The sequence below is a fragment of the Prochlorococcus marinus XMU1419 genome, from assembly GCF_017695955.1.
GTDB classification, from domain to species: Bacteria; Cyanobacteriota; Cyanobacteriia; order PCC-6307; family Cyanobiaceae; genus Prochlorococcus_A; species Prochlorococcus_A marinus_AD.
Map to the genome: position 1 here is coordinate 106,773 of NZ_JAAORO010000002.1, position 24,973 is coordinate 131,745.

A 24,973-nucleotide genomic window follows, 5' to 3' on the forward strand; every position below is an offset into this window, starting at 1 on the left:
TCAAATTATTTAATGAGTAAGAAAAAATTTTTATTCCAGAAAAAGGAGTTCGACGGTTGGAAAACATTAAATGATACTGTTATGGGTGGATCAAGTTCAGCTTTTTGCGAAACTTCAAATTCGGGGTTGATATTAAAGGGTAATATTGTAGAGAAAGCAGGAGGATTTGTTAGTTGTAGATCGTCTATATATAAACCTTCTTTAAATGTATCTGAGTATTCATCCTTTGAATTAAATATTGATGGACAAGGAAGAACTTTTAAATTTGCTGTCGCTTGTGAAGATGATTTACTAGGACTAACCGAATTTATTCCGGGTGGACTTAGATGGATTAAATCATTCCCAACAAAAAAATTCGGGACAACAAATGTTCAAATTCCTTTTAGTGAGTTAAAACCTTCAGTAAGAGCTAATAAAGTACGTTTTCCATTTAAATTCAAGCCATCTAAAATTAAAAGATTGCAACTACTACACTCTAAGTTCGGTGATGATGGATTACTTAATAATAAGTTTAAACAGGGTTCAATAAAAGTTTTAATTAAATCGATAAGTGTTGTTTGAAAATCCACCTAAAAATATAGAGAGCTTAATCGCTAAGTCAGCAGATTTAACAAATAAACCTTTTGTACATTCTGTAGTAAAAATAAATGGTGAATACGAATTCGAAGATGAAGATATTGATTTAACAGTTAATATCTTATGTCGAGATAAAGAAGGTAAAAGATTAGAAATTTATGATCTTGAGTTAGAACTTTTTAAATCAAATAAAGAATTGGTTTTAGTAATCTCTAAGCTTAACTTCCCTGATGAACCAATATTATGGTGTGGAGTTAAAACATTATGGATGGATAGCAATAATGGGAAAAAATGTAACTCACCCAAATACAGCGCTAGATTGGAAAATTTAGCAAATAGGATAAAAAGTTTTATTGATTAAGAAAATAAAATTTGAGCAGATTTATAAATCAGTAACAGCCCCTAAACTTGATGTGCTTACGATTCTCGAATATTTTGAAAGAATTCCTCTTTTGTATTTTTGAATAGGTTTTACCCAATCTTTTTTTCTTTTTTCTAATTCTTCGTCAGATAAATTAACTTCAATAAGTTGTTTTACAGCATCTACTGTAATTAAATCACCTTGTTTTATTAGAGCAATATTTCCTCCTACAGCAGCCTCTGGAGCTATGTGACCCACAACAAGACCATAGGTACCCCCGCTAAATCTGCCATCGGTAATTAAAGCCACCTTCTCTCCTAGCCCTTGACCAACAATCGCAGATGTTGGAGCTAACATTTCTCTCATTCCTGGACCTCCTACAGGACCTTCGTTTCTAATAACAACGACATCACCAGCTTTGATATCGTTATTTAATATCGATTTTAAACAATCCTCTTCACTTTCAAAAATCTTTGCGGGACCTGTTAATACAGGGTTTTTTACTCCGCTAATTTTGGCTACAGAACCTTCGCTCGCTAAGTTACCTTTTAATATAGCTAGATGTCCTTTTTTATAAAGAGGATCATCTATGTCTCTTATGACATTTTGATTTGTTGGTGGCTTATCTGGAATATTTTGTAAGTATTCTGAGATGGTTTTGCCTTCAATGTTTTTGCAATCGCCATGAATTAATCCTGCATTCAAAAGTATTTTCATTACTTGTGGAATCCCACCTGCCTTATGAAGATCCACCGTCACATATTTACCGCTCGGTTTAAGGTCACAAATAACGGGTACTTTTTGTCTGATTCTCTCAAAATCATTAATGTTGATATCTATTCCTGCAGTATTCGCAATAGCTAAGATGTGCAATACCGCATTTGTTGATCCGCCAATTGCCATAATTACTGATATTGCATTTTCAAATGCTTTCTTTGTCATTAGGTCTAGAGGTCTTATATCTTTTTCTATTGCATAGACTAATATCTCAGCACTTTTATCTGCACTTAGTTCTTTCTCAAGATCTTCAGCAGCCATAGTGGAACTGTGAGGAAGACTTAACCCTAATACTTCAATAACCGCAGACATTGTATTTGCTGTAAACATTCCTCCACAGCTACCAGCACCAGGAATACAATTTTTCTCAACTTGGATTAGCCTTTCTTCATTAATTTTGCCTGATGTTAATTGTCCAACAGCTTCAAATGCACTAACAACAGTAAGATCTTCTCCATGCAATTTTCCAGGCTTTATTGTCCCTCCATAAATGAAAATTGAGGGAATATTCATTCTTGCAATCGCAATCATGGCACCAGGCATATTTTTATCACATCCACCTATAGCAAGTACTCCATCCATACTCTGAGCATTGCATGCTGTTTCAATTGAATCAGCAATAACTTCTCTTGAAACTAGAGAATATTTCATGCCCTCTGTTCCCATGGAAATACCATCACTTACTGTTATAGTCCCAAACATCTGAGGCATCCCACCTGATCTTTTTATTGACTCTTCAGCTTTTAGAGCTAACTTATTTAAACCCATATTGCATGGTGTTATGGTGCTGTATCCATTTGCAACTCCAATAATAGGTTTATTAAAATCTTCATCATTAAATCCAACAGCTCTTAACATCGATCTGTTAGGGGATCTTTGCACACCTTGGGTTATTGCAGATGATCTGAGTTTATTCATATTATTTGAGAACCTTTTTTATTCTATTGCCCCAACTCTTCAAGTTGCTTCCTCACATCAGCAATTGCAGAATTAAGTTGCTCAACTTTCTTCTCCAGATTCTCTCCTTCAACTTCATTTATATTTTTATTTGAATCAATCGCTTCTGAGCCGTCTTGAATTCTGGAAGAATACATCATTGCTTTTTGTTTTTTTTCCTCCTTTCTTTTGTCTGCTTCGGATATTAACCACCAAGCTAGACCTGCTGCTCCAATAAAAGCACCGCTTATTAATGATAAAAGATTATTTGAAGACGAATCTCTGTATTCAGACATTGGTAAAATATTTACTCCTATATTCTATATTAGTTCTTATCTTGAAATATAGTACTTAAACGCGATAGAGGATTTCCAATACCCGGGACTAATAATTGTGTTTTTTCGTCTTCCTCATCTATGCAAGACGTGTAAATTACCTGATTAGGGAGTAATTTCGCAATTTCATTTAACCCTTTATTTGAGCAAATAGCAGTTATTAAAAGAATCCTATTTGAATCAACACCTAATTCCTTTAATTTAATTAAAGTTTCTAAGGTTGCTGATTTTGTTGTTATTTGTTCTGAATAAAATATAATTCCTTCATTTGATTCAATAGTTTTAGGAAGTTCTCCTAATGAGAGGGTTGAATTAGGAATTACTTCTTTAGATCCAAACCAAAGAGATAAACCTTCGGGCATCATTGCGAGCACTTTTATAGGATAATCATTATTAATAAAGAATCCATCTGCGTCTCCATTATCAGTATTTACTATTTCTTTTTTATATGGCAGCCAATTACGTAATGCTTCATATGTAAGCCATTTCCCTAATTGCTCATATCCTGTTGAGTACAAAATATTTGGAGTATTTTTTTCTCGCAATATTGAAAGCCAATGTTTTATTAATGGATGAGGAGGAACAATAACCTTTAGTGACATTGCCATATATTTTCCTTTAAGATACTCTTACAAGCTTTAAATACTTAAGTTCTAAAATACAGTCTTATTATGATTAAATCAATTGTCTTCCCCTCACTTAAGAATGCATTAATTACTTTGTTATTCGTTGGGATTTTATTTTTTAATTTTGTAAATTCTGCATGGGCTAAAAGACCTCCTGAGATTAGAAACCAGCAAGACCTTAATTTAGAGCCAGATATGCATGGTCAAGACTTAAGCGGAAACGAATATGTTAAGTTTGATTTGAATGGGTTTAATTTCAGTGAAAGTAATTTAGAAGGGGCGGTGTTCAATAATAGTAAATTGCAAAACTCAAACTTTACGGGAGCAAATTTAAGAGATGCACTGGCTTATGCAACAGACTTTACAGATGCTGATCTTTCAGATGTTAATTTTACTAATGCTTTATTAATGGAGAGTAATTTTGAAGGCGCAAAAATAGATGGTGCAGATTTTACTGATGCTGTTCTAAGTCGTACACAACAAAAACAATTATGTGCGATTGCTAATGGCACAAATAGTTCTACAGGAGAGAGTACAGAATATAGCTTAGGTTGTTAATAATCAAAGATGAAAAAAAAAATTCCAGTTATTGTTGTTTCGGGATTTCTTGGTTCAGGTAAAACAACTTTTCTAAGATATCTACTAAAAGAGAGTAATAAAAAATTTGGTTTAATAATTAATGAATTTGGTGATGTTGGAATTGACGGTGATTTGATTAAAAGTTGTGATAAATGTGATGAATCTGAAGACGACTGCGTTATCGAATTAAATAATGGATGCTTATGTTGTACTGTTCAAGATGACTTTGTTCCATCAATAAAAGCTCTCCTAGAATTTAATCCTCCTATCGAATCAATAATTATCGAAACAAGTGGGTTGGCACTACCAATTCCCTTAATTCAAGCGCTTAACTGGCCTGAGATTAGGTCTTCCATCTACCTTGATGTTGTTGTTGGTATCGTTAATGGAGAATCAATGCTAAATGGTTCACCAATTAATGATTTAAATAAAATAACAAAACAATATAACGAAACAGATAAAATTGATCATAACGCCACTATAGATGAACTTTTTGAGGAGCAACTAGAAGTTTCTGATATCGTTTTAGTCTCTAGATCAGATATCTTAAATGATGATCAGTTTGACGTTGTAAAAAATAAAATTCAAGGAAGTCTAAATTCATCTACACCAGTCCTTAAATCCAGGAATGGCAAAATTGATTTAAATTATCTATTTGATTTTAATTTTAAAAAAGAGACTTATAAAGAATTTTTAACGGAAGAACATGACCATAATCATGTTGAGCTTGTAACAGATTCATTTAAATTAAATTATTTCCTTGAAAAAAATGACTTTGAAAAGGAGATGTCAAAAATCTTGGATGAATTAAACATTCTTCGAATAAAAGGACGTATTTGGATACCAAACAAATCATTGCCTTTACAAATACAAATTGTTGGAAAGAAAATTAATACTTGGTTTGAAGAAGCTCCAGACAATTGTTGGAGACCAAATGATAATGCTGGGCTTGAATTAGTAATAATTTCCTTTGATGAAAAATCCATAAAAACTTTCAATAAAAAAATTAAAGAGAAATTTAAGATTTTAAGTGAACCAAAAATAGCAATTTGACTTTATAGTTACTTGTCGGGATACTTAATTAGTAGATAGCCCAAGATGGAAAATCCAAAAATTGCTTTAAAACAAATAATCTCTAACGAAGTTTCTTCAATTAATAAAATAAAATGTTCAAAATGTGGAGGGTCAGGAAATTTTAAAACACCTGAAAATTCAAGAAAAACTTGTTTAGTTTGTTTTGGTAGAGGCTACATAGACATTTAAAAACTCAGAAAACCTTAAGGTAAAAAAATATTTGTTTATTAATCAATAGTACTTTTTATTAAAATTTAAACTAATCTTCTAGTAGAAATTAATTTTTAATTGGACCAATTTGCTGTAAAAGTTTTTGTAAGACTAAGACCCTCAGTTTTAGATCCAGCAGGGGAAGCTACTAAATCTGCTTCTATAAAACTTGGAGCCGAGGGAATAAAATCATTACGTATAGGAAAAATGATTGAAGTGAAAATAGAAGGTAATGGTGAAAACGAAGTAAGAGAAAAAATTGATTTATTGTGTGATAGGTTATTCGCAAATACTGTTATTGAAGATTATGAGTATTCACTAGAAAAATTATAAGATGGATAATTTTACTGTAGGAGTTGTTGTCTTCCCTGGTTCTAATTGTGATCGTGATGTTTCATGGGCATTGGAAGGTTGTCTAGACATAAGAACAAAATACTTGTGGCATGAGTCTTCAGATTTAAGTGATGTAGATGCAATAGTTTTACCTGGAGGATTTAGCTATGGTGATTATTTGAGATGCGGAGCAATTGCGAGATTCTCTCCATTAATAAATGCCTTGGATGAGTTTGTTAAAAGCGGGAAAAGAGTTTTAGGAATTTGTAATGGGTTTCAAATTTTGACAGAATCAGGCTTTTTGCCTGGTGCTCTTACTGCAAATAAAAATCTTAATTTCATCTGTGATGATGTTGAACTTGATATCATTTCTTCAAAAGGAGGTTGGTTTAATAATGGAGGTGAAAAACAAACTATTAAGTTGCCAATAGCGCATGGGGAAGGAAGATATCATTGTGATTCTGATACTTTAAAAAAACTTGTAGATAATGAATTGATCGCTTTGAGATATAAAAATAATCCTAATGGATCCTCATTCGATATTGCAGGCATAACTAATGAAAAGGGAAATGTTCTAGGTTTAATGCCTCATCCAGAGCGTGCATGTGACGAGACAATTGGTGGGACTGATGGTCTCTTTACATTAAAATCATTAATATTGAAATAAAAAAGACCCCCAATTTTGGAGGTCTTTTTTTTATTTAATTTGGGAAGAAATTAAACAGTAGCTTTTACTTTTGGATCTAAATCACCTTTAGCGTAAAGATCAGCAAAGTAATTGGTGCTGTTTTGTTTGATCTTACTTGCTTGACCTTCGCACCAGAACTGCTTGTATCTGTCAAGACAAACTTGCTTCATGTATTTTCTAGCAGGTTTGTTGAAATGTCTTGGGTCGAAGTTTGCCTTATCAGCAAATGCTGCCTCTCTAACCGCTGCAGTGAAAGCAAGTCTGTTATCTGTATCAATGTTGACTTTCCTAACTCCATTTCTTATTCCCTCTTGAATCTCTTCAACGGGAACTCCATATGTTTGAGGAATCTCACCACCATATTTGTTTATGATATCCAACCATTCCTGAGGAACTGAACTAGATCCATGCATTACAAGGTGTGTATTTGGAAGTGCTTTATGGATTTCAGCAATTCTGCTTATTGCAAGAACTTCTCCTGTAGGTTTCCTTGTGAATTTATAAGCACCATGACTTGTACCTATAGCAATTGCTAATGCATCAACTTTTGTTTTAGCAACAAAATCTGCCGCTTCTTCAGGATCAGTCAAAAGCATATCTGTAGAAAGTTCACCTTCAAAACCATGACCATCTTCAGCTTCTCCTTTCCCTGTTTCTAATGAACCTAAGCAACCTAATTCTCCTTCAACACTAACCCCAACTGAATGAGCAAAATCTACAACCTTTTTAGTAACTGCAACATTATATTCGTAACTTGCGGGTGTTTTTGCATCTGCCTCTAGAGAACCATCCATCATTACTGATGTGAAACCATTTATTGCCGCTGAATAACATGTTGATGGCTCATTACCATGATCTTGGTGCATCACAACTGGAATATTTGGATATGTCTCTGTGGCAGCAAGGATTAGATGACGTAAGAAAATTTCTCCTGCATAATTTCTTGCCCCTCTTGAGGCTTGAAGTATTACAGGACTATCAGTTTCATATGCTGCTTCCATGATTGCTTGAACTTGCTCAAGGTTATTAACATTGAAAGCTGGAATACCGTAACCATTCTCAGCAGCGTGATCTAAAAGTAGTCTTAGTGGAACGAGGGCCATAATTAAAATAAGTTAAATGCTATATAAAGCACATGTTTCCGAGAGTTTAGTATAAAGAGGTATCAAATGTCACGTCATTAGATATACAAAATACTAAATTGAAGAAACTAATTTTATGACCCAGAGTATATTTTTAAAATTTTTTATTTAGTAAGTGTAGCCTGCCACAAATAATTGCTCATCAGATGAAGGTTGAGATCCTGCTACATAGGCACCTTTTGAAGCTTCAGAGTTTGCTTGAGCTCTTGCTATTAACGCTTTTTGACCTCCTTCAACGTCGCTTCCTTTCCAAGCCTTTAAGCATGAGTGCTGTAATGCTCTTCCATAGGAGAATGAAACATTCCATAAAGCTTTCCTGTAAAGAGTGTTCATATTATTTAAATAAACAGAAGCGGCTTCTTCGCTTAACCCCCCTGATAAGAAAACTATTCCAGGAACAGAAGCTGGAACGCATCTTTCCATAGTTCTGATTGTCATTTCAGCAACTTTTATAGGATCAGCCTTTGTTGGACAATCTGCTCCATTAACAGTCATAGAGGGTTTTAATAGAGTGCCTTCTAGAAAAACTCCATTTGCTTGACAGGCAATATAAACCTGCTTTATTACTTCTTCTTGGACTTCAGCAGTTTTTTCAATAGTATGATCGCCGTCCATTAGGATTTCAGGTTCAATAATAGGGACTAAACCAGATTCTTGAACTGATCTTGCATACCTTGCTAATCCCCAAGCATTCTCTTGAATTGATAGTTTTGAAGGACAACCATCATTTGTAATCTGCAGAACTGCTCTCCACTTTGCAAATCTTGCACCTTGTTCATAATATTTTGCTGCTCTTTCAACCAATCCATCTAGGCCAGAGCAAAAAGTTTCTACATCTCCTGCTCCAGGAAGTGGATTTAGACCTTTATCGACCTTTATACCTGGAATAATACCTAGATCATTTAGTTTCTTAACCATTGACTCACCATCTTGGTGATTCTGATAAAGAGTTTCTTCGAAGAGGATTGCTCCGCTTATGTATTTTCCAAGATCTTTTGTAGTAAAGAGCATTCCTCTATACGCTTTCCTATTTTCTTCAGTATTTTCAACGCCTATTCCAGCAAGTCTTTTCCCTACTGTTTTAGTGGATTCATCTACCGCTAATATTCCTTTTCCTTTAGAAGCTAGTAATTGAGCATTTTCTTTAAGCTCATTTTTGTAATAATTTAAAGCCATTCTTTAAAAGTTCAGTTCAATTGATTTTTCCAGAATATGAAAAAAAAATAAAATCAATCGAATACTTTATCGGGTGATAATTGCTACTTATAAATGTATACCCTTAAATTTTGATACTTAATCCACTTTTCGAAGATTCTCTTATGGCTTCGCAAACTTTATGACTAGCAAGTCCCTCGCATAAGCCTGGGATTACAGGTGTTCTATTAATTATACTCTGAGCCCATAAATTTTGAATTCTCAAAACTGGAGCAATCCTCCCATCAGTCCATGTTTTTTCAAAATTAAAGCTTGAATCTGCAGTTAGATTTTGTACTTTGTTTTCGTTGTTTGAATATTTCAAATTAAAACCATGGACATAATCTTTTTGGTTTTCGCTTTTAAGAATAAGTGAACCTTCGCTTCCATATATTTCTAAACTAAATCCTCTACCGTTTTTTGAAATCGATGATAAGGATACCTGACAAGGAATAAGATTGGAGCCATAGTTTGATATTTCTATATTAGCGAGACAAACATCCTCGCTTGTAACATCATTTAAATCAGATGAATTAGGTAAAGGTCTTTTTTTGATTGATGTAGCTAACTTACCAGATACATTTATTGATTCTCCAAAAAACCAATTCAACATATCGAATGCATGAGTACCTAGGGCGCCAATAACTCCTCCACCTTTTTCTTCCAATGAATACCAATTCCAGGACCTTTTGGGATCGGATCTACTGCCCATTAACCAATCTAATTTGACTAAATATATATCTCCTAAGATATTTTCATCAATAAGTTTTTTTGTCTGAAGGAAAAGAGGTACTGCTCTATATTCAAAATCAACACATACGCTTAAATTATTAATCAAAGATATTCTCTGAAGCTCTTCAATTTCTGAGGAGGATATTGAAACGGGTTTTTCTAGGAGCAAATTTTTATTATTCTCAAGAGCTTGTTTTGCTAACTTAAATCTTGATTCAGGGGGGGTGGCAATAATAATTCCATCAATCTTTGGGGATTTAACTAAGTCTTCCCAATTATGAAAAAAATCTAAGCCCGTTTCTTTTTCTAATATCGATTTTTGCTTTTTCTCGTAATGATAAATAGCTACAGGAGTTAAGTGATCAGATTCTTTTAATGCCTCTAAATGAACTTTTTTCCCAAACCCTAGTCCAGCGATTGCTATTTTTAATTTTTTATTTTTAATATTCATTCTTATCTATTAATAAACTCTGAACAGCTATTTTCAATAACAACATCTATAAGTTCATCATTATTAGAAGTTTGCCATTTTGAATTGAATTGAGGAATTCCATTTATTGATGTATCTTTGAACTTTTTTTCATTGCAATTAATTCTCATTACATAAAGTGATAACTCTCCATCTTCATCAGAATTAGTTGGATTCTTAAAGAACTTTGTTAATACACTTATTTCACCATTTGGCAGCGACTTAATACTCCCTTTATCAAGCCATTCTTTCCCATCATCATTCTCTTTAAGGAGAACCCAATCAACATTTCCTATGGCATATGAATAGGAAGCAAAGTTTAAAATAAAGAGTAGAAGGCTTAAAGAAAAATAAAATAAATTAGAAATTATTCTCATTTTATATATTTGATTCTGCAAGTTCTTTTACACCATGAATTTTTAAAATTTTAGTCAGAGTATCCTTGAGATCTTTCCTTTTCACTATTACATCAACAAAACCATGCTCAAGTAGATATTCAGCTGTTTGAAAATTATCGGGTAATTTTTCTCTTAATGTTTGTTCTATAACCCTTCTTCCAGCAAATCCAATAAGTGCTTTAGGTTCCGCCAAAATTAAATCACCTAACATCGCAAAGCTGGCTGTTACCCCTCCAGTAGTTGGATGAGTTAACAAGGGCATATATAGAAGATTTTTCTCTTTATGTTTTTTTAGTGCTCCAGATATTTTTGCCATTTGCATGAGACTTAACATACCTTCTTGCATCCTTGCTCCTCCTGATGCGCAAACAATAAGAATTGGGTAATTTTCTAAAGTTGCTCTCTCAATTATCCTTGTAATTTTTTCACCAACTACTGAACCCATGGATCCTCCCATAAATCTAAAATCCATAACAGCTAATGCTAAAGGCATTGAATTCACAGAACAGATACCTGTTACGACTCCATCTCTTAAACCTGTACCTGCTTGACTTTCTTTAATTCGATCAGCATACGCTCTTCTATCTTTAAAACCCAAAGGATCTGTAGGACTTAGTGAACTATCAAATTCTTTGAATGAATTTTTATCAGCAATTATATTTATCCTTTCATCGCTATTAATCCTATTGTGGTGTCCACAATTACTACAAACATTGAAATTTGAAATTAGGTCTTTTCTATAGGCTACTTGCGAACACTCTGAACATTTAACCCATAAACCATCTCCCTCGTCAGTATCTTGGGAAACTTTCCCAACAAATTGATCTTTACGCCTTGCGGCAAACCAGTCGATTAATGACACAACTTTTCCTGTTTTTTCTATTTAAATCTAAGTAAGGTACTTTTATCAAGAAAGATATATAAAAATTTGAGATCCTCTAGATTAAAAACTTCTCAAAGTTAAAAATATAATGATTTGAATTGATAATCTAAAATTAATTATTATTTATTTTTCTCCTCAATCATTTTATGAATTATTGGAGTGAGAATTAGTTCCATTGCGAAACCCATTTTCCCTCCATTTACAACGATACTTGTTGGACTTGACATAAATGAATCGTTAATCATTCCAAGCAAGTATTGAAAATCAATCCCCCATTTCTCTCTTGCCCCTTTTCTGAAATGTATGATCACAAAGCTCTCATCAGGAGTTGGGATATTTCTGCATATGAAAGGATTAGAAGTGTCAATTGTGGGAATTCTTTGGAAATTAATATCGGTTTTGCTGAATTGTGGGCAAATGTGATTTATATAATCAGGCATTCTTCTCAATATAGTGTCCACAATGGTTTCCGCTGAGTAACCTCTTTCTGCGTTATCTCTATGGATTTTTTGAATCCACTCTAAATTTGTTATCGGAACAACACCAACAAGTAAATCAGCATAAGATGCCACATTGTATCCATCACCTTCTACCCCGCCATGCAAACCTTCATAAAAAAGTACGTCTGTACCTTCAGGAATATCTTCCCATGGAGTAAATTGTCCAGGTTCCAAGGATGTCCCAAGTCTTGTATTATGCTCTTCTGCTTCTTCAAGACTATGTAGATAATATCTTTTCTTTCCTCCTCCAGTTTCACCATAGATTTTAAAAAGTTCTTCTAACTTGTCAAAAAGATTAGCCTCTGGACCAAAATGAGAGAAATTTTCACCTTTTGAAAGAGCGTCCGCCATAGCTTTTTTCATAGGCATTCTCTCAAATCTGTGGTAACTATCACCTTCTACAACTGCGGGAACAATATCTTCTCTGGCAAAAATATGCTCAAAGGCTCTTTTTACGGTACTTGTTCCTGCTCCTGAAGATCCTGTTACAGCAACTACTGGATGACGTTTTGACATTTTTTAAAAACAATATCTAATGATTCTGACAGGTCATATGCCAACTTTATGTTTTACTTAAAAATATTTTTTTATTTATTAATTTTTTTTTAAATTTCATTCATTATTTTATCTCCGATTTCACTGCAAGATAAAACTTCAGAAGACCCATCAGCTAAATCTGCTGTTCTAAATCCTTTTGATAAAACTTTATCAATGGCAGTTTCTAAATTTTCTGCAGCTTCTTCTTCATTTAATCCAATTTTTAACATCATGGAAGCAGATAAAAGCATTGCTATAGGATTGGCTATGTTTTTACCAGCTATATCAGGAGCCGAACCATGAACAGGTTCAAAAACTCCTGGCCCATTATTGTTTAGAGAAGCAGATGGAAGCATACCAATGGAACCAGTTAACATTGCAGCTAAGTCGCTTAAAATATCCCCAAATAAATTACTAGTTAAAATTACATCAAATTGACCAGGATCTCTAACTAATTGCATTGCTGCATTATCAACGTACATATTGTTTAGAGATATTTTTTTATCTTTTGAGGTGATATTTAAAACTGTATCTCTCCATAATTGACTAACCTCAAGAACGTTTGATTTGTCAACTGAACATATTTTTTTAGTTCTTTGGTTAGCAATTTTTATTGCTATTTCTGTAATCCTCTCTATTTCTGCCGAATCATAAACCATAGTATTGAAAGCTTTTGGGATTTTTGTATTTGTTATGTGGCCTCTTGGTTTTCCAAAATAAATTCCTCCTATTAATTCTCTTACGACAATAAGATCTACATGCTCAACGATTTCTTTTTTTAATGTACTTGCATCTAATAGAGATTTTCTTATTTTGACAGGCCTGATATTTGCGAAAAGGTTTAGGGCAGATCTTAACTTTAGTAACCCACTTTCTGGCCTTAATTCTCTTGCAAGAGAATCATATTTAATATCTCCAACACATGCTAAAAGTACTGCGTCACTTTTTTTACATTGATCTAGTGTCTCATCTGGAGCAGGAGTACCATATTTTTCATACGCTATCCCTCCAAATAATTTTTCAATAATCTCAATATCGAAATTATGATTTTTTGAAAGCTTTTTTAAAACTTTTTTTGAAACTTCTGAAATCTCTGGTCCAATTCCGTCTCCTGACAATAAAACAATCTTATATTTCTTCATTTAAATTTTTGTTTAATAGAACAATAAATTATTGCTTGTCTAATTGTCTAAGTTTTTTTGCTAATTCTGGTAATTTTTTAAAAATACTTGAACTCCTTAGCCATGATTTATTTTCCATCGCGGGGAAACCACTTATTACCTTGCCATCTTCAATGTCACAATGTATTCCGCATTTTGAACTCGCAATGACATTATTACCAACTTTTACTCTATTATTGACTCCTACTTGCCCTGCCAAAATAACACCATCTCCAATATTTGCGCCTCCAGCGATACCAACTTGAGCTGCAAATGCACAATTCTTTCCAATTTTTACGCCATGACCTATTTGTATTAAATTATCCAACTTTGTTCCCTCATCAATAAAAGTAAATCCAACTGCGGGTCTATCAATACAACAATTAGTTCCAATTTCTACAAAACTCATTATTTTTACACCACCTTTTTGCGGCATCTTTACCCATTTGCCATTTTCAGGAATAAAACCAAATCCCTCTGATCCAATAACAGAATTTGAATTAATTACACAATTATTTTTTAGAATGGTATTTTCGTAAATAACACAATTAGAATGAATTATATTATTATTTCCTATTTGAACATTGCCTAAAATTGATGATCCAGGAAGAATATGATTATTGTCTCCAATTACGGTATTTTCTCCAATATAGACATTAGGTCCAATATGGCAATCTGCTCCAATTATTGCTGTTTTATCTATAACTGCTGAAGCATGAATTCCTGGTTTGAAATTGATAGTTTTATATAAATAATCCAATACTTCTGCAAATGCAATTCTTGGATTTTTAACGATTATGTTAGATATATTGAGTTTTTTTAGGGCACTAACAATTTCATCGTTGTTAGTAGTTATTATTGCTGAGGCTTTAGTTTGATCTAATTTTTCTTTAAGGATATTATTTTCCTCTAAAAAAGATATTTGATGTTTAACTGCAGCATCTAATGAGGCAGCATCATCTATGTTTAAATCTTCGAAAATATTGGCACTAATAAAATTTGAATTTCCTTTTTTTATTAGATCAACTAAATCACTTAAAAGCATTTTTCAATTTTAATTTTTTCTAAGAGAGAGCAAGAACATCTCTATGAACGACAATTATCGAGGAGTTGTTATTTTCTTTATTATTTAAGATACTTCTTAATTTGTCGCTACTTATTGATACTAAACCTTTTGCAACTTCTTTATCATTTGTATTTACGATTTTAACTGCCTGATTAATCGTAAAGTTTCCTTCTACATTCTTAACACCAACCGCTAAAAGTGAGGCACCTTTTTTTTTAATTGCAAAAGAAGCGCCATCATCTAAAGTAATTTTCCCTACTGTTTGAATTGCGTGTGAAAGCCAACTTTTTTTGTTTCCAATAGGTTTTTCTACTGGATAAAATAAAGTTCCAATTTTATTATCATTAAATATTTCAATTAAGTTTTTTTTATTAGTTCCATCAACTAGTTGGACTTCGACTCCTCCTTTTGTTGCTATTTCTGCAGAAATTAATTTTGTAGAAATTCCTCCTGTTCCCCATTCATTATTTGAGTTTTGAATATTTTTATCTTTAATTTCCTTTAATTCACTATTATGAACTTCTTTAATAGGTTGCGCATCTTTATTATTACGTGGATCTTTTGAGTATAGATTTTCAATATCGGTTAATAAAATAAGCTTGTTAGCATTTATAGCCAAGGCAACTAAAGCAGAGAGGGTATCATTATCTCCATATTTAAGCTCTTCATTTGCTACGGTATCATTTTCATTTACTATTGGAATAACATTCAAATCGATTAATCTTTTTAAAGTTTTAGAAGCGTTATTAAAGGATTCTCGTGAATTAAAATCAGCTTTAGTTATTAAAATTTGAGCAATATTAAGACCTAATTTATTAAATACTTTATCGTATAAGGACATTAAATTAACTTGACCTACTGCAGCAGTAGCTTGAAGGGTACTTAAATCATTTGGTCTTGTTTTAATATTTAACTTTTGGCAACCTAATCCAACGGCTCCACTAGTTACTAAAATTAACTTGTTTCCTTTTGAAAGAAAACTTGTAAAGGATCTAGAAAGGTTTTCAATAACTTCTTCTGTAGATGTTTCCTCTGTACCTCTTAAAATACTAGTACCAATTTTTATAACCCAAGTTTTCATTTTATAAAATGAGAAATTAATTTTTCTATTGTCAAAGTTAAATTAAATTTTATAGGCAGGCCATCTCTATTTAATCTCTTAACTAATATTGTTTTTATATCACATCTATTCCCAACAATAATATCTGTAAAAATTCTGTCGCCAATAATGGCTATATTTTTTGGCTCTCTGCCAATTTCTTTGATAGCAGACAAAGTTACTTTTTTTCTAGGTTTTGATGCATTGTATTTATAACTTAAATTTAATTCTTTCGCTATTTTTTCGATTCTTTTTTTTGATGGATTATTACTTATTAGATATAAGGAGAAAAGTTTTTTAGATTCTATGATCCAATTTTTTACAGCTTTTGGGATCATATTTGATTTTCTATTTACTAGAGTCCCATCCACGTCTAGCAATAAAGAATTAATTCCTTTTTTTTGCAACTCAGATTGAGAAATATTATATATTGGTAAGTTTGAATCCCAATTAATATTTAGGATAGATCTCATTTATTTTAAGAACTACTTTTTTCAAGCTCAGTTTCAATCAAAGGTTGAATTTTATCGAACTCATCATCTTCAACTAATAAGGCACCTTTGTCTTTTAATTTACCAACAATAAAAAAAGGATCTAGTGGTATATATAAGCCATATTCTTGGTCAAAAAGATTAAAGTTAACTAGCAATTCATAACTCTCACTATCATCATCGACGTAATCTTCTTCTAATTCATCGTAAATTGGTTCTTCAAGTTCTCCTGATACTGTTAATGTAACTGCTGATCTGACAAGTCTTAAATCATGTTCTTGAAGGACTGCTTCAGCATTTTTTAGTATTTGTTCATTTTTATCTATTTTCTCAATTAGTTCAGGTTCATCTTTTTCATTTATCTTAAAAAGACTTACTGGTGTATCAACTGGCGTTAATAAAGCATATTCTTGGCCTTCAACACTTACTAATTGTTCAAGATAACAAAATAGCTCGTTTCCATTTGAGTCATTTAATAAAAGAGTCTGTGCATCATAATTATCATTTGAATTGGCTTCTTTCATTTAAAAATTATCTATCCTTTTTAATACTAATATTTTATCTGACGTTTACCAGCTTTTTCTTCTAATTCAGGACCTTCTTCGATCCATTGTTCAAGTATTATTTTTGCTGAAAAACTATCAATTAATCCGGATTTATCTTTTTTTATTCCAAATCTTTCTGAAGATTCCCAAGTTGAACTATGTTCGTTGACATAAGAAAATGGAAGCTTTAATTCATTTGAAAGTAATTGACCGTAATTTTTACAGTCAATAGCTTGAGTGGTCATTTTACCTTTCTCATCTAGCGGAATACCCACAATAAAACCAGTCAAATTAAATTCATTTATATAATTTCTAATGATTTTAATCTCTTGATTATTTTCAAATCGTTTTACTGCTGGAAGTATATTTGATGTTATGCAGAGGGGATCACAATAAGCTAATCCTATTCTTTTGGAACCTATATCCAAACTCAAAATTGATTTGGGCTTGGGTTTGCAAAATTTCACTTTGTTTTTAATGGAAAAGGAGATGGATATGGATTACCTTGTGGACTTAATTTTTCAAAGATTGATTCCAAAGATTGATTTATTATATTTACTTGTTTGGCTTCATTCTTAATTATTGTGTTCCTAATAAGAATTATTTCTTGATTTTTTTCTTTGATATTACACTCTTCAAGAAAAACATTTAATTGAGAATTTTCTTTATAGGTTTTTAAATATGAAACAGGTGATTTTTCAAAAAATCTTTTTATAAATTCTTTTAAAATAGAATTGAATCTCTTATCCCAATATCTACTAATAGTTAAAGTATAAATTTCTTCATTTTGATAATTAATATCTTTTAAAATTGTACATAAAACTGAATTTTCATATATTAAGGCACCACTCTTAGAATTATTTCTTTTAAGAATGTCGTCTTGATCAAAATCTAAAATATTTCTTATTAAGGGAGATTGATTTGATCTTATGAAATTAACTATTTTTAATATATTTTGTTTATTAATGTTTTGGAATTCATTAATTAATGTATAGGCATTGGTATTTTGATTTTTAGGTTTATTTAGATCAGAACCATCCCAAAGGATTATCTCTCCTAAAGGTTGAAAGCCTAATTCTCTTGCGTTCGATATGAGGTCAACATTATTTATATCTGAATTAATTATCCAACTTGAAGTTTTGATTTCTTTTATTGAGATGGATTTTTTTATCAATCCTAAAGTTAATTGTTTATCGGTTAAAGAACACTTGCTTTTAATCAACTTGGGCTTAGATATTTTTAAGCAAGTCTCTTTTTTGTTTAAAGGAAAAATATTCAAATAACCAATAATTTCGTTTCCATATATAGCAATTATGCATTTATTTTTATTTTTCTTAAGATTATTCAAGAAGATTTTTAAGTCATCAAAGGTATTGATAATTGCCATCTTTAAAAACCAATTATTCAATTCCTTATTTTTAATATCTATTAAAAGATTAATGTGCCGTATATGGAGTTCTTCAAAAGTTACTTCCATTCCTTTTTTAGATTGAAAAGAATAAGAGGTATCTTTTTTCATTTACTTTTTTTCTCTTATTAATACTATAGGGGTTTTTTCATCTCCATTGCCAGCTGGATTTGATAATAAGTGTTTTTTGAGTATTTTATTTACCTTTTTATTTGAACTTGCTAAAACTTTCACACCTCCAAGATCATTAACATCGACAACTGCAACATCTATATTTAGATAGTTCGAGACCTCCTTACAAAATAAATCCGCATTGAGAGGACCCATAACTATACTCTTGTCGTAAGGTGTAACTGTACCGCTTATATCATCAATGAGGGATGATTCTGAACCAGTTAACCTATAAAACATACCTTTAATCCCAACTAATTTGAAGAGATATCCAACAAATAGTGCAAAGGTTATTCTTGTGACTCCGATTCTATTTATTAATAATTGCATCCCGCAAGCTGTTGCGAGACTGCTTGTAGGGTGAAAAAAATAACATAAAGCTTTCGAAAATAAACTATATTTTAAATTTTGAGGGGAAATATATCTATTTTGCATAATCGCTAGCGGACTCTCACCGATAGTTAAAATATCATTTTCTTCTATAATTCCTTTACAGTATTCAATCACAGTATTTACTGGGTTATCAAAGCAACCAAGTAAATCAGTTTTAATAGCAAGTGCTTTATATTTATTATTTATTGGAATTTCAAAAACTTCTTTCGGCCTTTGTTTTTGACCATCTAAATTAATTAAGAAACAATCCTTATTATTTGAAATACCAAAATGTCCATAGTTCTCCCAATATATTTTTAACCATAGATATTTTATTTTTTTTCTAAAATTATCATTGCTAAATTTATATATGATTCTTACAAATAATTCTGAATTTGACTTGATAATTGTTGTTGGCCAGTAATTATTTAAATTCTTAATTTTATTATTTTCATATATGTAAATATCTTGTTGATAATTAAAATTTTGGCAATATTCGTTACCTTTACTTTTAAAACAATCTAACTCAAAATTTATATTAGAAACCATAGTCTCTTTAGTTTTACTTTTATTAGTTATTTTTAAATCAATAATTAATTCGTTTAAACCATCCTTTTTTTTGATTTTGTAATTTATAGGTACCAGATTTAACTTTGATTTGGGTGAGTTTTTAATATATAAATCTGAAATAATTAAAAAAATTAAAAGAACTAGGAAGATATTTATTAATATCATTTTTTTTAATTAATTTTTGTTTTTATTTTTTTTTTCTTTTTCAGAAATGATACTGTTGTATTCATTAAAACTTTCTACAGAAAATGTCGTTTCTTCTATATCAATTCCCTTTAGTTCTCCAATAACTTTGTTTAATTCATCGATATTAATCATTCCATTTTTATCAAATTTAACTTCACCATCACTATTTAAAATAATGGTTTGTGGAATTAATCCGTTCCAATAATAATTAGGTTCATTTCTAAGATCAGACTTTTCTTTATCCTGTAATTCATCAGTAGTTAGAGCAATGATATCTATATTATTTCTCCATATCAAATCTAAACCGGATATTATCGGAGCCATAGCTTTACTATCCGAGCTGTCGTCAAGATAAAAAAATAAAACTGCAACTCTTTTATTTTTTAATGATTCCTGAAGAGTTGTCTGGGGAGGAACTATAGCCCCATTACCTGCGTATATTGGGAAAATGTTGCCATCGTAACTATCAGTATCTCTAGAGGCATTTGCTTTAAATGGGCTTAAGAAAATTAATGCTATAAGGATCCATTGAATTATTTTCATTAAAGTTTAATAACTTACTTTGAACTTGATCTTCCTAATCCTTGAAGGATTCCTTTCCCCACTAAACCGATAGCTTTACCAACGACCTTTGTAAGGAAAGTTACGAAAAGATTACCGATATATTTTACAGCAACTTCTAACTGAGGTGCTACGGCATCTCTTATCTCAACTAACAATGTAACTTGTTTTTGTAGCCATTCTAGATTCTCTAATTCTTTCTCCCTATTTTCATTTTTAAAGTAACGGGTAAATTTTTTATCGATAATATCAATATATTCTCTTTTACTCTCATACAAGTAGATAGGCATATAAATGTAGTCATGCCAGCGATTGTAGTTATTAATATTATTTCTAAATCTTTCAAAATTTCTTGTCGATTGTAATTCGGGATTTATAAGTACAGTTCTTAATTCAGGCCAAGAAGAACAAATATTAAAGATTTCAGAAGCTAATAAATTACAGTTCCTTATTGTCCAGTTTGAAATAATATTTTCAAGGATCAAAAACGATTCTGTTTCATATAGAGGGAGTAATTTTCCATCATAGTCAAGAGCTTCATTTTTAATAATTGGCTCAATAAACATAATTGATTCATGTGATTCTCTATCTATCTCTTCGCAACTTACTTCATTATAAATAAAATCATTTATTGAAATAGATTCGCCTCCTTTTTTTAATCGAAAATAGCTGTCTGTGATGTTTGAAATTGTATTAACCTTAAGTTCTTTTATAAGAGAATTTAAATCATCTTTAAAATCTTTCTCCTTATAGTTTTCCTTAATATTTTTAACTAAATTATCTAACTCATCTAACATTTTGCAAATTAGTCGTGAAATGAATTCTTTCTTTATCCCAGAGAGAATTATTGATGAATTATTGAATTCAACCTCTAAGTTAGTTGAGCTATACCTTTCTTTTAGTCTATCTAAAATTAAATTCCATATTTCTGTAGTATTTTTATCTTTAATAAATACAGTGTTCTTATTTTCAAGATTAATTTTATTTTCAGTATAAACTGCCTCTGTATAAAGTTCTAGTGAATTACCCCATAAGAAAATTAGAAAAGATTTTGCAGTAATAAGTTCTCTTAATCTTCCTTTTAAAATGAATTTATAAAATTCTGGTGTTGAATCAGAGTTGACATATTTGAATATATAGTTAATTTCAGAATCTATTTGTTTGAGACCTGAAGTTAGAATTTTTTGACTAAAGGAGAGAGGTTTATTTTTGTTAAGCTTAACTTGGGGATTATTTTCAATATCAAATACCCTTCCTCCATTTAAAATGGTACCAATAGATTCAAGAACTTTTTCTGCACTGGGATTTAAAAGAAAACCTTCAGCATTTAACGATGGAAAGGTATTTGCTTCATAAACAAATTCGCCAGAGAGAATTATAAGAAACTTTGACTCATCATATCTTTCTTTTAATTTTAATAATTCTAACCTTATAAGATCTTCTGATTGGAAATTAAGAACATTCCATATAACTAAATCAGGAGTTTTATCACCTGTTCCATTATTAAAATTAATGTCTAAATTTTGGTCTAGTGATGTTAACTTAAGCGATAAAGATTCTGCTATTAAGCTTGGAGCAATAATCAATATCGGTTTTTTTGAAATTAATTCCAAGACTAGATTTCTTATCTCTTATACAAAATTAACTAACAATTACTGCAAATACCAGCCTTAAATCAATTTTTATACTCTTTTAGGCGTAGTAATTTCTGTTTAAATCAAAGTCATTAAATCTCTCTGATGACAATACATTATTCGCCTCGTTGATCGTGAATTTTTTTTCATAAAGAGCTTTACCTACAATTACTCCAAAAAGTCCACAGTTTTCAAATTTTACTAATGATAATAAATCAGAAATTGAACCAACACCTCCTGAGGCTATTACTGGAATATCTGTAATTTCAAGTATGCTTTTTATGAATTCTTCATTTGTCCCTTCTAACGTCCCATCTGTATTTATATCTGTAACAATAAAACTAGCAATTTTAAATGAAGAAAACTCCTTTACTAGATCTGTGGCGAAAATATTAGATTGCTCAAGCCAACCCCTTGTACTAACTTTTCCATCTTTTGCATCTATCCCAACAATTATCCTTCCAGGAAATTTATTTGATAAGTCTTTAACTAGCTCTTTATTTTCTATTGCAGAGGTTCCCATGATAACTTTCTCAATACCATAAGAAAATAATTGCTCTATCCGTTCTTGAGACCTTATCCCCCCACCTATTTGAATTGGTATATTAACTGTTTTTGCAATCTTTTTTATTGAGTCATCGTTTGTTGGGGATCCAGATTTTGCAGCATCTAAATCAACTATATGAATATATTTTGCCCCTTCGCTTTCCCAAAATTTAGCTTGCTCATGAGGCTCTTTGGTGAAGTCTTTTCTTTTATTAAAGTCACCTTTAAAAAGCCTCACACACTTACCATTCATTAAATCAATTGCTGGAATTAGGTCCATAGAATCATCCTTTTCATTAATTACTTATTAGTAGTACTATTCAATATGTAATTCTATTTAAGATTACTACTTCAGTTAAATATTTTTTGAATATGAAAATTCTTGTAATGGGCGGCACTAGATTTGTTGGTAAGTCTTTGGTTGGAAAGTTATTAAGTAAGAATTATGATATTGATATTTTTACGAGAGGTAATAAAAGTAATCCTAAAAAAACAAACTTAATTAAGGGTGATAGAAATAATTCAGAAGATATCGTCAAGCTAAGAAATGAAAAGTATGATGTTGTTTTTGATATTTCTGGACGAGAGTTAGAACAAACCAAACTTCTTATAGAAAATTTAGATAACTCTTTCCAGAGATATATATATGTCAGCTCTGCAGGTGTTTATAAAGATAGTTGTGAACTACCCTTATCCGAAGTTGATCCAATTGATCCAGAAAGTAGGCACAAAGGAAAGTTTGAGACAGAAAATTGGTTAAAAAAACAAAAAATTCCTTTTACAAGTTTTAGACCTACTTATATTTATGGACCAGGAAATTATAATAAAATTGAAAATTGGTTTTTTGAAAGGTTATTTAATAAAAAATCTATACCAATCCCTGGTGACGGATCTTTAATTACTCAGCTAGGCCATGTTTCGGATCTTACTGATGTAATGATTAGATGCATAAAATTTGAAAATTCCAAAAATAATATTTACAACTGTTCAGGTGAAAAAGGAGTATCAATCAAGGGTTTAATTTATTTCTGTGCGAAGGTTCTTGGATTAAACCAAAATGAGATTTCTTTAAGAACATTTGATTATCAAAAATTAGATCCTAAGTCTCGAAAGGGATTTCCAATTAGATTAAATCATTATCAGACTGATATCTCTAAGATAAAACGTGATTTAGAGTGGACGCCAACTTTTGATTTACTTAATGGTCTAAAAGATAGTTTTGTGAATGATTTTAATAATAAAAAGAGTGAGGAGTTTGATGAAAATTCAGATAATATTCTTTTTAATTCTTAAATAGCCTAATAAAGTAACAAAAGTCAGGATGAATCCTAACCAATAAAAAATTAAAGCCAAATTATTCAATAAGCTAATTTCTAATGGTGTAAAGAATGTAATTACTGAAATAAAAAAGAAAAATGTTTTATATTTTCCTAAAATTGATGCTGGTAAACCGTCTTTTGTAGAGTTCCTTAGGACAGAGATAATTAATTCTCTAAATAAAATTAATGACAAAGACCAAAAGGGTATAAAATTATTTTTACAAAGGAAGGTCAAAGGAATTAAATAGAATACTTTATCGCTTAAGGGATCAAGGATAGCTCCTAATCTGGTTTTAAGATTGAATTTCCTTGCAATTAACCCGTCAAAATAATCAGTTAAACCTCCAATAATAATCAATATAAAGACATAAAAAGGCCTGTTAATTTCTAAAAAAAGTATTAATGGAAATACAAGGAAAAGGCGAGATGTAGATAATAAATTGGGAATATTCAATGCCAAATTTTTAAGATTTTTTCTTAATACCAAAATTAGTTATTGTATATAAAAAATATATTACACTCTCAACAAGCTTAAATTTTTAGTAAAAAACTATAAATGGTTTTTGATGATAGATTCTTAAATTTAATTAAAATCTGAATCCTAAAGATTATAAACTCAACTTCTCTTTATGAATGATGATGTTTTATATTAAAAAATTATTCCTTATATCTAATGCAGCCTCATAGCCTAAAGCTATCTCCAGAATCTGATTTGATAAATTCAATTAAAGAATATTCTTTATCGAATAATTTATACGGGTATGTTTCTGGAGTGGTCGGTAATCTTAGAACAGTTTGTATTCAATGCCCAGTTAATCAAGAGATAAATAAATTTGAAGGAAATCTAGAGATAGTTTCTTTAAACGGACATTTTAATAAAGGAGATGTTCATTTACATTTGAGTTTTGCAGATGAGGGATGCAATGTCTTTGGCGGCCATCTTGAGGAGGGATGTATTGTAAAAAAAGGTACTGATATATTATTACTTTCTTTTGAACAGAAAATTATTAATATCTCAAATCATGATTTTATCGCTAATGAATCACGTGTAAAAGCATATATTTTAAAGGATTGTCCTTGGTCTAAAAGAGCAATTAGGTTGCTTAATTCTTTATCTATCCCTCATGAAGTTACTTTAATAGACAATGATGAGAGCTTTCAAAAAATAATGGCTCAAAGTAACCATAATACTTTCCCTCAAATATTTTTGGATAATAAATTTATTGGAGGATATGATGAACTTTCAGAACAAGCAAAATTGGATAACTTAATTTCATTTAAGTAATCTAAATTTTTAATTATCACGATTTGTAAGCTTTTCAGCAACTAATTCGTCCTCTAACTGCTTTATTAATCTTGATACAAGACTTTGAAATTCTGGTTGACAGCCTTTAAATGCCGCTTTATGTCTTATTGGCTCATTTCTAGTTCTTAAATCAGTAAGCATTAATTGTAATGCGTCAATTTTGGGATTTATTTTCATAGTTTTAATTTA

General features: G+C 30.9%; 31 protein-coding genes. 9 read left to right on the forward strand and 22 right to left on the reverse strand.

Going from position 1 to position 24,973, the window contains the following annotated elements; translation table 11 throughout:
* The first annotated feature begins 12 nt into the window (after positions 1-12).
* Positions 13-561, forward strand: a complete 549-nt coding sequence (locus HA151_RS04135; protein WP_209106254.1) for a CIA30 family protein — start codon at positions 13-15, stop codon at positions 559-561.
* Entirely contained in the window at positions 551-937 is a 387-nt protein-coding gene (locus HA151_RS04140) for a hypothetical protein (RefSeq protein ID WP_011818278.1), read from the forward strand. The genes HA151_RS04135 and HA151_RS04140 overlap by 11 nt, the downstream gene beginning before the upstream one ends.
* Before the next feature lie 21 nt (positions 938-958).
* Here HA151_RS04140 and ilvD read toward each other — a convergent pair whose 3' ends face one another.
* The 3 genes from ilvD to HA151_RS04155 are packed head-to-tail and all read right to left on the reverse strand — an operon-like array spanning position 959 to position 3,593.
* Positions 959-2,632 carry a dihydroxy-acid dehydratase gene (ilvD, locus tag HA151_RS04145; RefSeq protein ID WP_209106255.1) on the reverse strand — a complete coding sequence of 558 codons (1,674 nt, stop codon included), beginning with the start codon at positions 2,630-2,632 and terminating at the stop codon, positions 959-961.
* 23 nt (positions 2,633-2,655) lie between these two features.
* Complete coding sequence (locus HA151_RS04150) at positions 2,656-2,946, reverse strand: hypothetical protein (RefSeq protein WP_032526055.1); 291 nt, start codon at positions 2,944-2,946, stop codon at positions 2,656-2,658.
* Between the two features lie 29 nt (positions 2,947-2,975).
* Complete coding sequence (locus HA151_RS04155) at positions 2,976-3,593, reverse strand: uracil phosphoribosyltransferase (protein ID WP_209106256.1); 618 nt, start codon at positions 3,591-3,593, stop codon at positions 2,976-2,978.
* 63 nt (positions 3,594-3,656) lie between these two features.
* Here HA151_RS04155 and HA151_RS04160 point away from each other — a divergent pair, with 63 nt between their 5' ends.
* The 5 genes from HA151_RS04160 to purQ all read left to right on the forward strand — a co-directional run bounded on the left by HA151_RS04160 (position 3,657) and on the right by purQ (position 6,474).
* Entirely contained in the window at positions 3,657-4,169 is a 513-nt protein-coding gene (locus HA151_RS04160) for a pentapeptide repeat-containing protein (protein WP_209106257.1), read from the forward strand.
* A 9-nt stretch (positions 4,170-4,178) separates the two neighbouring features.
* Positions 4,179-5,243, forward strand: a complete 1,065-nt coding sequence (locus tag HA151_RS04165; RefSeq protein WP_209106258.1) for a GTP-binding protein — start codon at positions 4,179-4,181, stop codon at positions 5,241-5,243.
* A gap of 45 nt (positions 5,244-5,288) precedes the next feature.
* Positions 5,289-5,453 (forward strand): hypothetical protein, encoded by a 165-nt coding sequence (locus HA151_RS04170; protein ID WP_209106259.1) that lies wholly within the window; start codon positions 5,289-5,291, stop codon positions 5,451-5,453.
* 99 nt (positions 5,454-5,552) lie between these two features.
* On the forward strand, positions 5,553-5,807 hold the full coding sequence (gene purS / locus HA151_RS04175; protein WP_011376342.1) for a phosphoribosylformylglycinamidine synthase subunit PurS: 255 nt from the start codon (positions 5,553-5,555) through the stop codon (positions 5,805-5,807).
* Position 5,808: 1 nt separating this feature from the next.
* Positions 5,809-6,474, forward strand: a complete 666-nt coding sequence (purQ, locus tag HA151_RS04180; protein WP_025945869.1) for a phosphoribosylformylglycinamidine synthase subunit PurQ — start codon at positions 5,809-5,811, stop codon at positions 6,472-6,474.
* 50 nt (positions 6,475-6,524) lie between these two features.
* On the opposite strand, the gene fba is transcribed toward purQ, so the two are convergent.
* The 17 genes from fba to hisA form a co-directional block, all read right to left on the reverse strand.
* Positions 6,525-7,598, reverse strand: a complete 1,074-nt coding sequence (gene fba / locus HA151_RS04185; protein WP_011376344.1) for a class II fructose-bisphosphate aldolase — start codon at positions 7,596-7,598, stop codon at positions 6,525-6,527.
* Positions 7,599-7,745: 147 nt separating this feature from the next.
* The gene (locus tag HA151_RS04190; protein WP_209106260.1) at positions 7,746-8,813 is read right to left on the reverse strand and encodes a class I fructose-bisphosphate aldolase; all 1,068 of its coding nucleotides are present in this window, start codon (positions 8,811-8,813) and stop codon (positions 7,746-7,748) included.
* A gap of 103 nt (positions 8,814-8,916) precedes the next feature.
* Positions 8,917-10,014 (reverse strand): Gfo/Idh/MocA family protein, encoded by a 1,098-nt coding sequence (locus HA151_RS04195; RefSeq protein ID WP_209106261.1) that lies wholly within the window; start codon positions 10,012-10,014, stop codon positions 8,917-8,919.
* A gap of 2 nt (positions 10,015-10,016) precedes the next feature.
* On the reverse strand, positions 10,017-10,409 hold the full coding sequence (locus HA151_RS04200; RefSeq protein ID WP_209106262.1) for a hypothetical protein: 393 nt from the start codon (positions 10,407-10,409) through the stop codon (positions 10,017-10,019).
* Between the two features lies 1 nt (position 10,410).
* On the reverse strand, positions 10,411-11,292 hold the full coding sequence (gene accD, locus HA151_RS04205; RefSeq protein ID WP_209106263.1) for an acetyl-CoA carboxylase, carboxyltransferase subunit beta: 882 nt from the start codon (positions 11,290-11,292) through the stop codon (positions 10,411-10,413).
* Between the two features lie 140 nt (positions 11,293-11,432).
* Positions 11,433-12,329: a phosphoribulokinase gene (locus HA151_RS04210; protein ID WP_025881193.1), complete on the reverse strand. Its 897-nt coding sequence runs from the start codon at positions 12,327-12,329 to the stop codon at positions 11,433-11,435.
* An 89-nt stretch (positions 12,330-12,418) separates the two neighbouring features.
* On the reverse strand, positions 12,419-13,492 hold the full coding sequence (gene leuB, locus HA151_RS04215; protein ID WP_209106264.1) for a 3-isopropylmalate dehydrogenase: 1,074 nt from the start codon (positions 13,490-13,492) through the stop codon (positions 12,419-12,421).
* A gap of 28 nt (positions 13,493-13,520) precedes the next feature.
* Positions 13,521-14,555, reverse strand: coding sequence for a UDP-3-O-(3-hydroxymyristoyl)glucosamine N-acyltransferase (gene lpxD, locus HA151_RS04220; protein WP_209106265.1), 1,035 nt, complete (start codon positions 14,553-14,555; stop codon positions 13,521-13,523).
* 19 nt (positions 14,556-14,574) lie between these two features.
* Positions 14,575-15,657: a glutamate 5-kinase gene (proB, locus tag HA151_RS04225; protein ID WP_011862823.1), complete on the reverse strand. Its 1,083-nt coding sequence runs from the start codon at positions 15,655-15,657 to the stop codon at positions 14,575-14,577.
* The gene (locus HA151_RS04230; RefSeq protein ID WP_011818295.1) at positions 15,654-16,148 is read right to left on the reverse strand and encodes a YqeG family HAD IIIA-type phosphatase; all 495 of its coding nucleotides are present in this window, start codon (positions 16,146-16,148) and stop codon (positions 15,654-15,656) included. The genes proB and HA151_RS04230 overlap by 4 nt, the downstream gene beginning before the upstream one ends.
* A 5-nt stretch (positions 16,149-16,153) precedes the next feature.
* Entirely contained in the window at positions 16,154-16,690 is a 537-nt protein-coding gene (locus tag HA151_RS04235) for a DUF3727 domain-containing protein (protein ID WP_025980415.1), read from the reverse strand.
* Between the two features lie 26 nt (positions 16,691-16,716).
* Positions 16,717-17,178 carry a Holliday junction resolvase RuvX gene (ruvX, locus tag HA151_RS04240; RefSeq protein ID WP_209106266.1) on the reverse strand — a complete coding sequence of 154 codons (462 nt, stop codon included), beginning with the start codon at positions 17,176-17,178 and terminating at the stop codon, positions 16,717-16,719.
* The gene (locus tag HA151_RS04245) at positions 17,175-18,230 is read right to left on the reverse strand and encodes a hypothetical protein (RefSeq protein ID WP_025980417.1); all 1,056 of its coding nucleotides are present in this window, start codon (positions 18,228-18,230) and stop codon (positions 17,175-17,177) included. The genes ruvX and HA151_RS04245 overlap by 4 nt, the downstream gene beginning before the upstream one ends.
* The gene (locus tag HA151_RS04250) at positions 18,231-19,397 is read right to left on the reverse strand and encodes a hypothetical protein (protein WP_075440655.1); all 1,167 of its coding nucleotides are present in this window, start codon (positions 19,395-19,397) and stop codon (positions 18,231-18,233) included.
* A gap of 9 nt (positions 19,398-19,406) precedes the next feature.
* Positions 19,407-19,961 (reverse strand): thylakoid membrane photosystem I accumulation factor, encoded by a 555-nt coding sequence (locus HA151_RS04255; RefSeq protein ID WP_209106267.1) that lies wholly within the window; start codon positions 19,959-19,961, stop codon positions 19,407-19,409.
* Positions 19,962-19,975: 14 nt separating this feature from the next.
* A complete protein-coding gene (locus HA151_RS04260; protein ID WP_209106268.1) occupies positions 19,976-21,592 on the reverse strand; it encodes a DUF3685 domain-containing protein in 1,617 nt (538 codons plus the stop codon).
* Positions 21,593-21,671: 79 nt separating this feature from the next.
* Positions 21,672-22,439 (reverse strand): 1-(5-phosphoribosyl)-5-[(5-phosphoribosylamino)methylideneamino]imidazole-4-carboxamide isomerase, encoded by a 768-nt coding sequence (gene hisA / locus HA151_RS04265; RefSeq protein ID WP_209106269.1) that lies wholly within the window; start codon positions 22,437-22,439, stop codon positions 21,672-21,674.
* Positions 22,440-22,531: 92 nt separating this feature from the next.
* Between hisA and HA151_RS04270 the strand changes: the two genes are divergently transcribed.
* A complete protein-coding gene (locus HA151_RS04270) occupies positions 22,532-23,452 on the forward strand; it encodes an NAD-dependent epimerase/dehydratase family protein (RefSeq protein ID WP_209106270.1) in 921 nt (306 codons plus the stop codon).
* Here the strand turns inward: HA151_RS04270 and HA151_RS04275 are convergent.
* Positions 23,426-23,965, reverse strand: a complete 540-nt coding sequence (locus HA151_RS04275) for a CDP-alcohol phosphatidyltransferase family protein (RefSeq protein ID WP_209106271.1) — start codon at positions 23,963-23,965, stop codon at positions 23,426-23,428. The genes HA151_RS04270 and HA151_RS04275 overlap by 27 nt on opposite strands.
* Before the next feature lie 186 nt (positions 23,966-24,151).
* On the opposite strand from HA151_RS04275, the gene HA151_RS04280 reads away from it, so the two are divergent.
* Positions 24,152-24,763, forward strand: a complete 612-nt coding sequence (locus HA151_RS04280; RefSeq protein WP_209106272.1) for a PCC domain-containing protein — start codon at positions 24,152-24,154, stop codon at positions 24,761-24,763.
* A 9-nt stretch (positions 24,764-24,772) separates the two neighbouring features.
* Here HA151_RS04280 and HA151_RS04285 read toward each other — a convergent pair whose 3' ends face one another.
* Positions 24,773-24,961: a hypothetical protein gene (locus HA151_RS04285; protein WP_209106273.1), complete on the reverse strand. Its 189-nt coding sequence runs from the start codon at positions 24,959-24,961 to the stop codon at positions 24,773-24,775.
* Positions 24,962-24,973 lie beyond the last annotated feature (12 nt).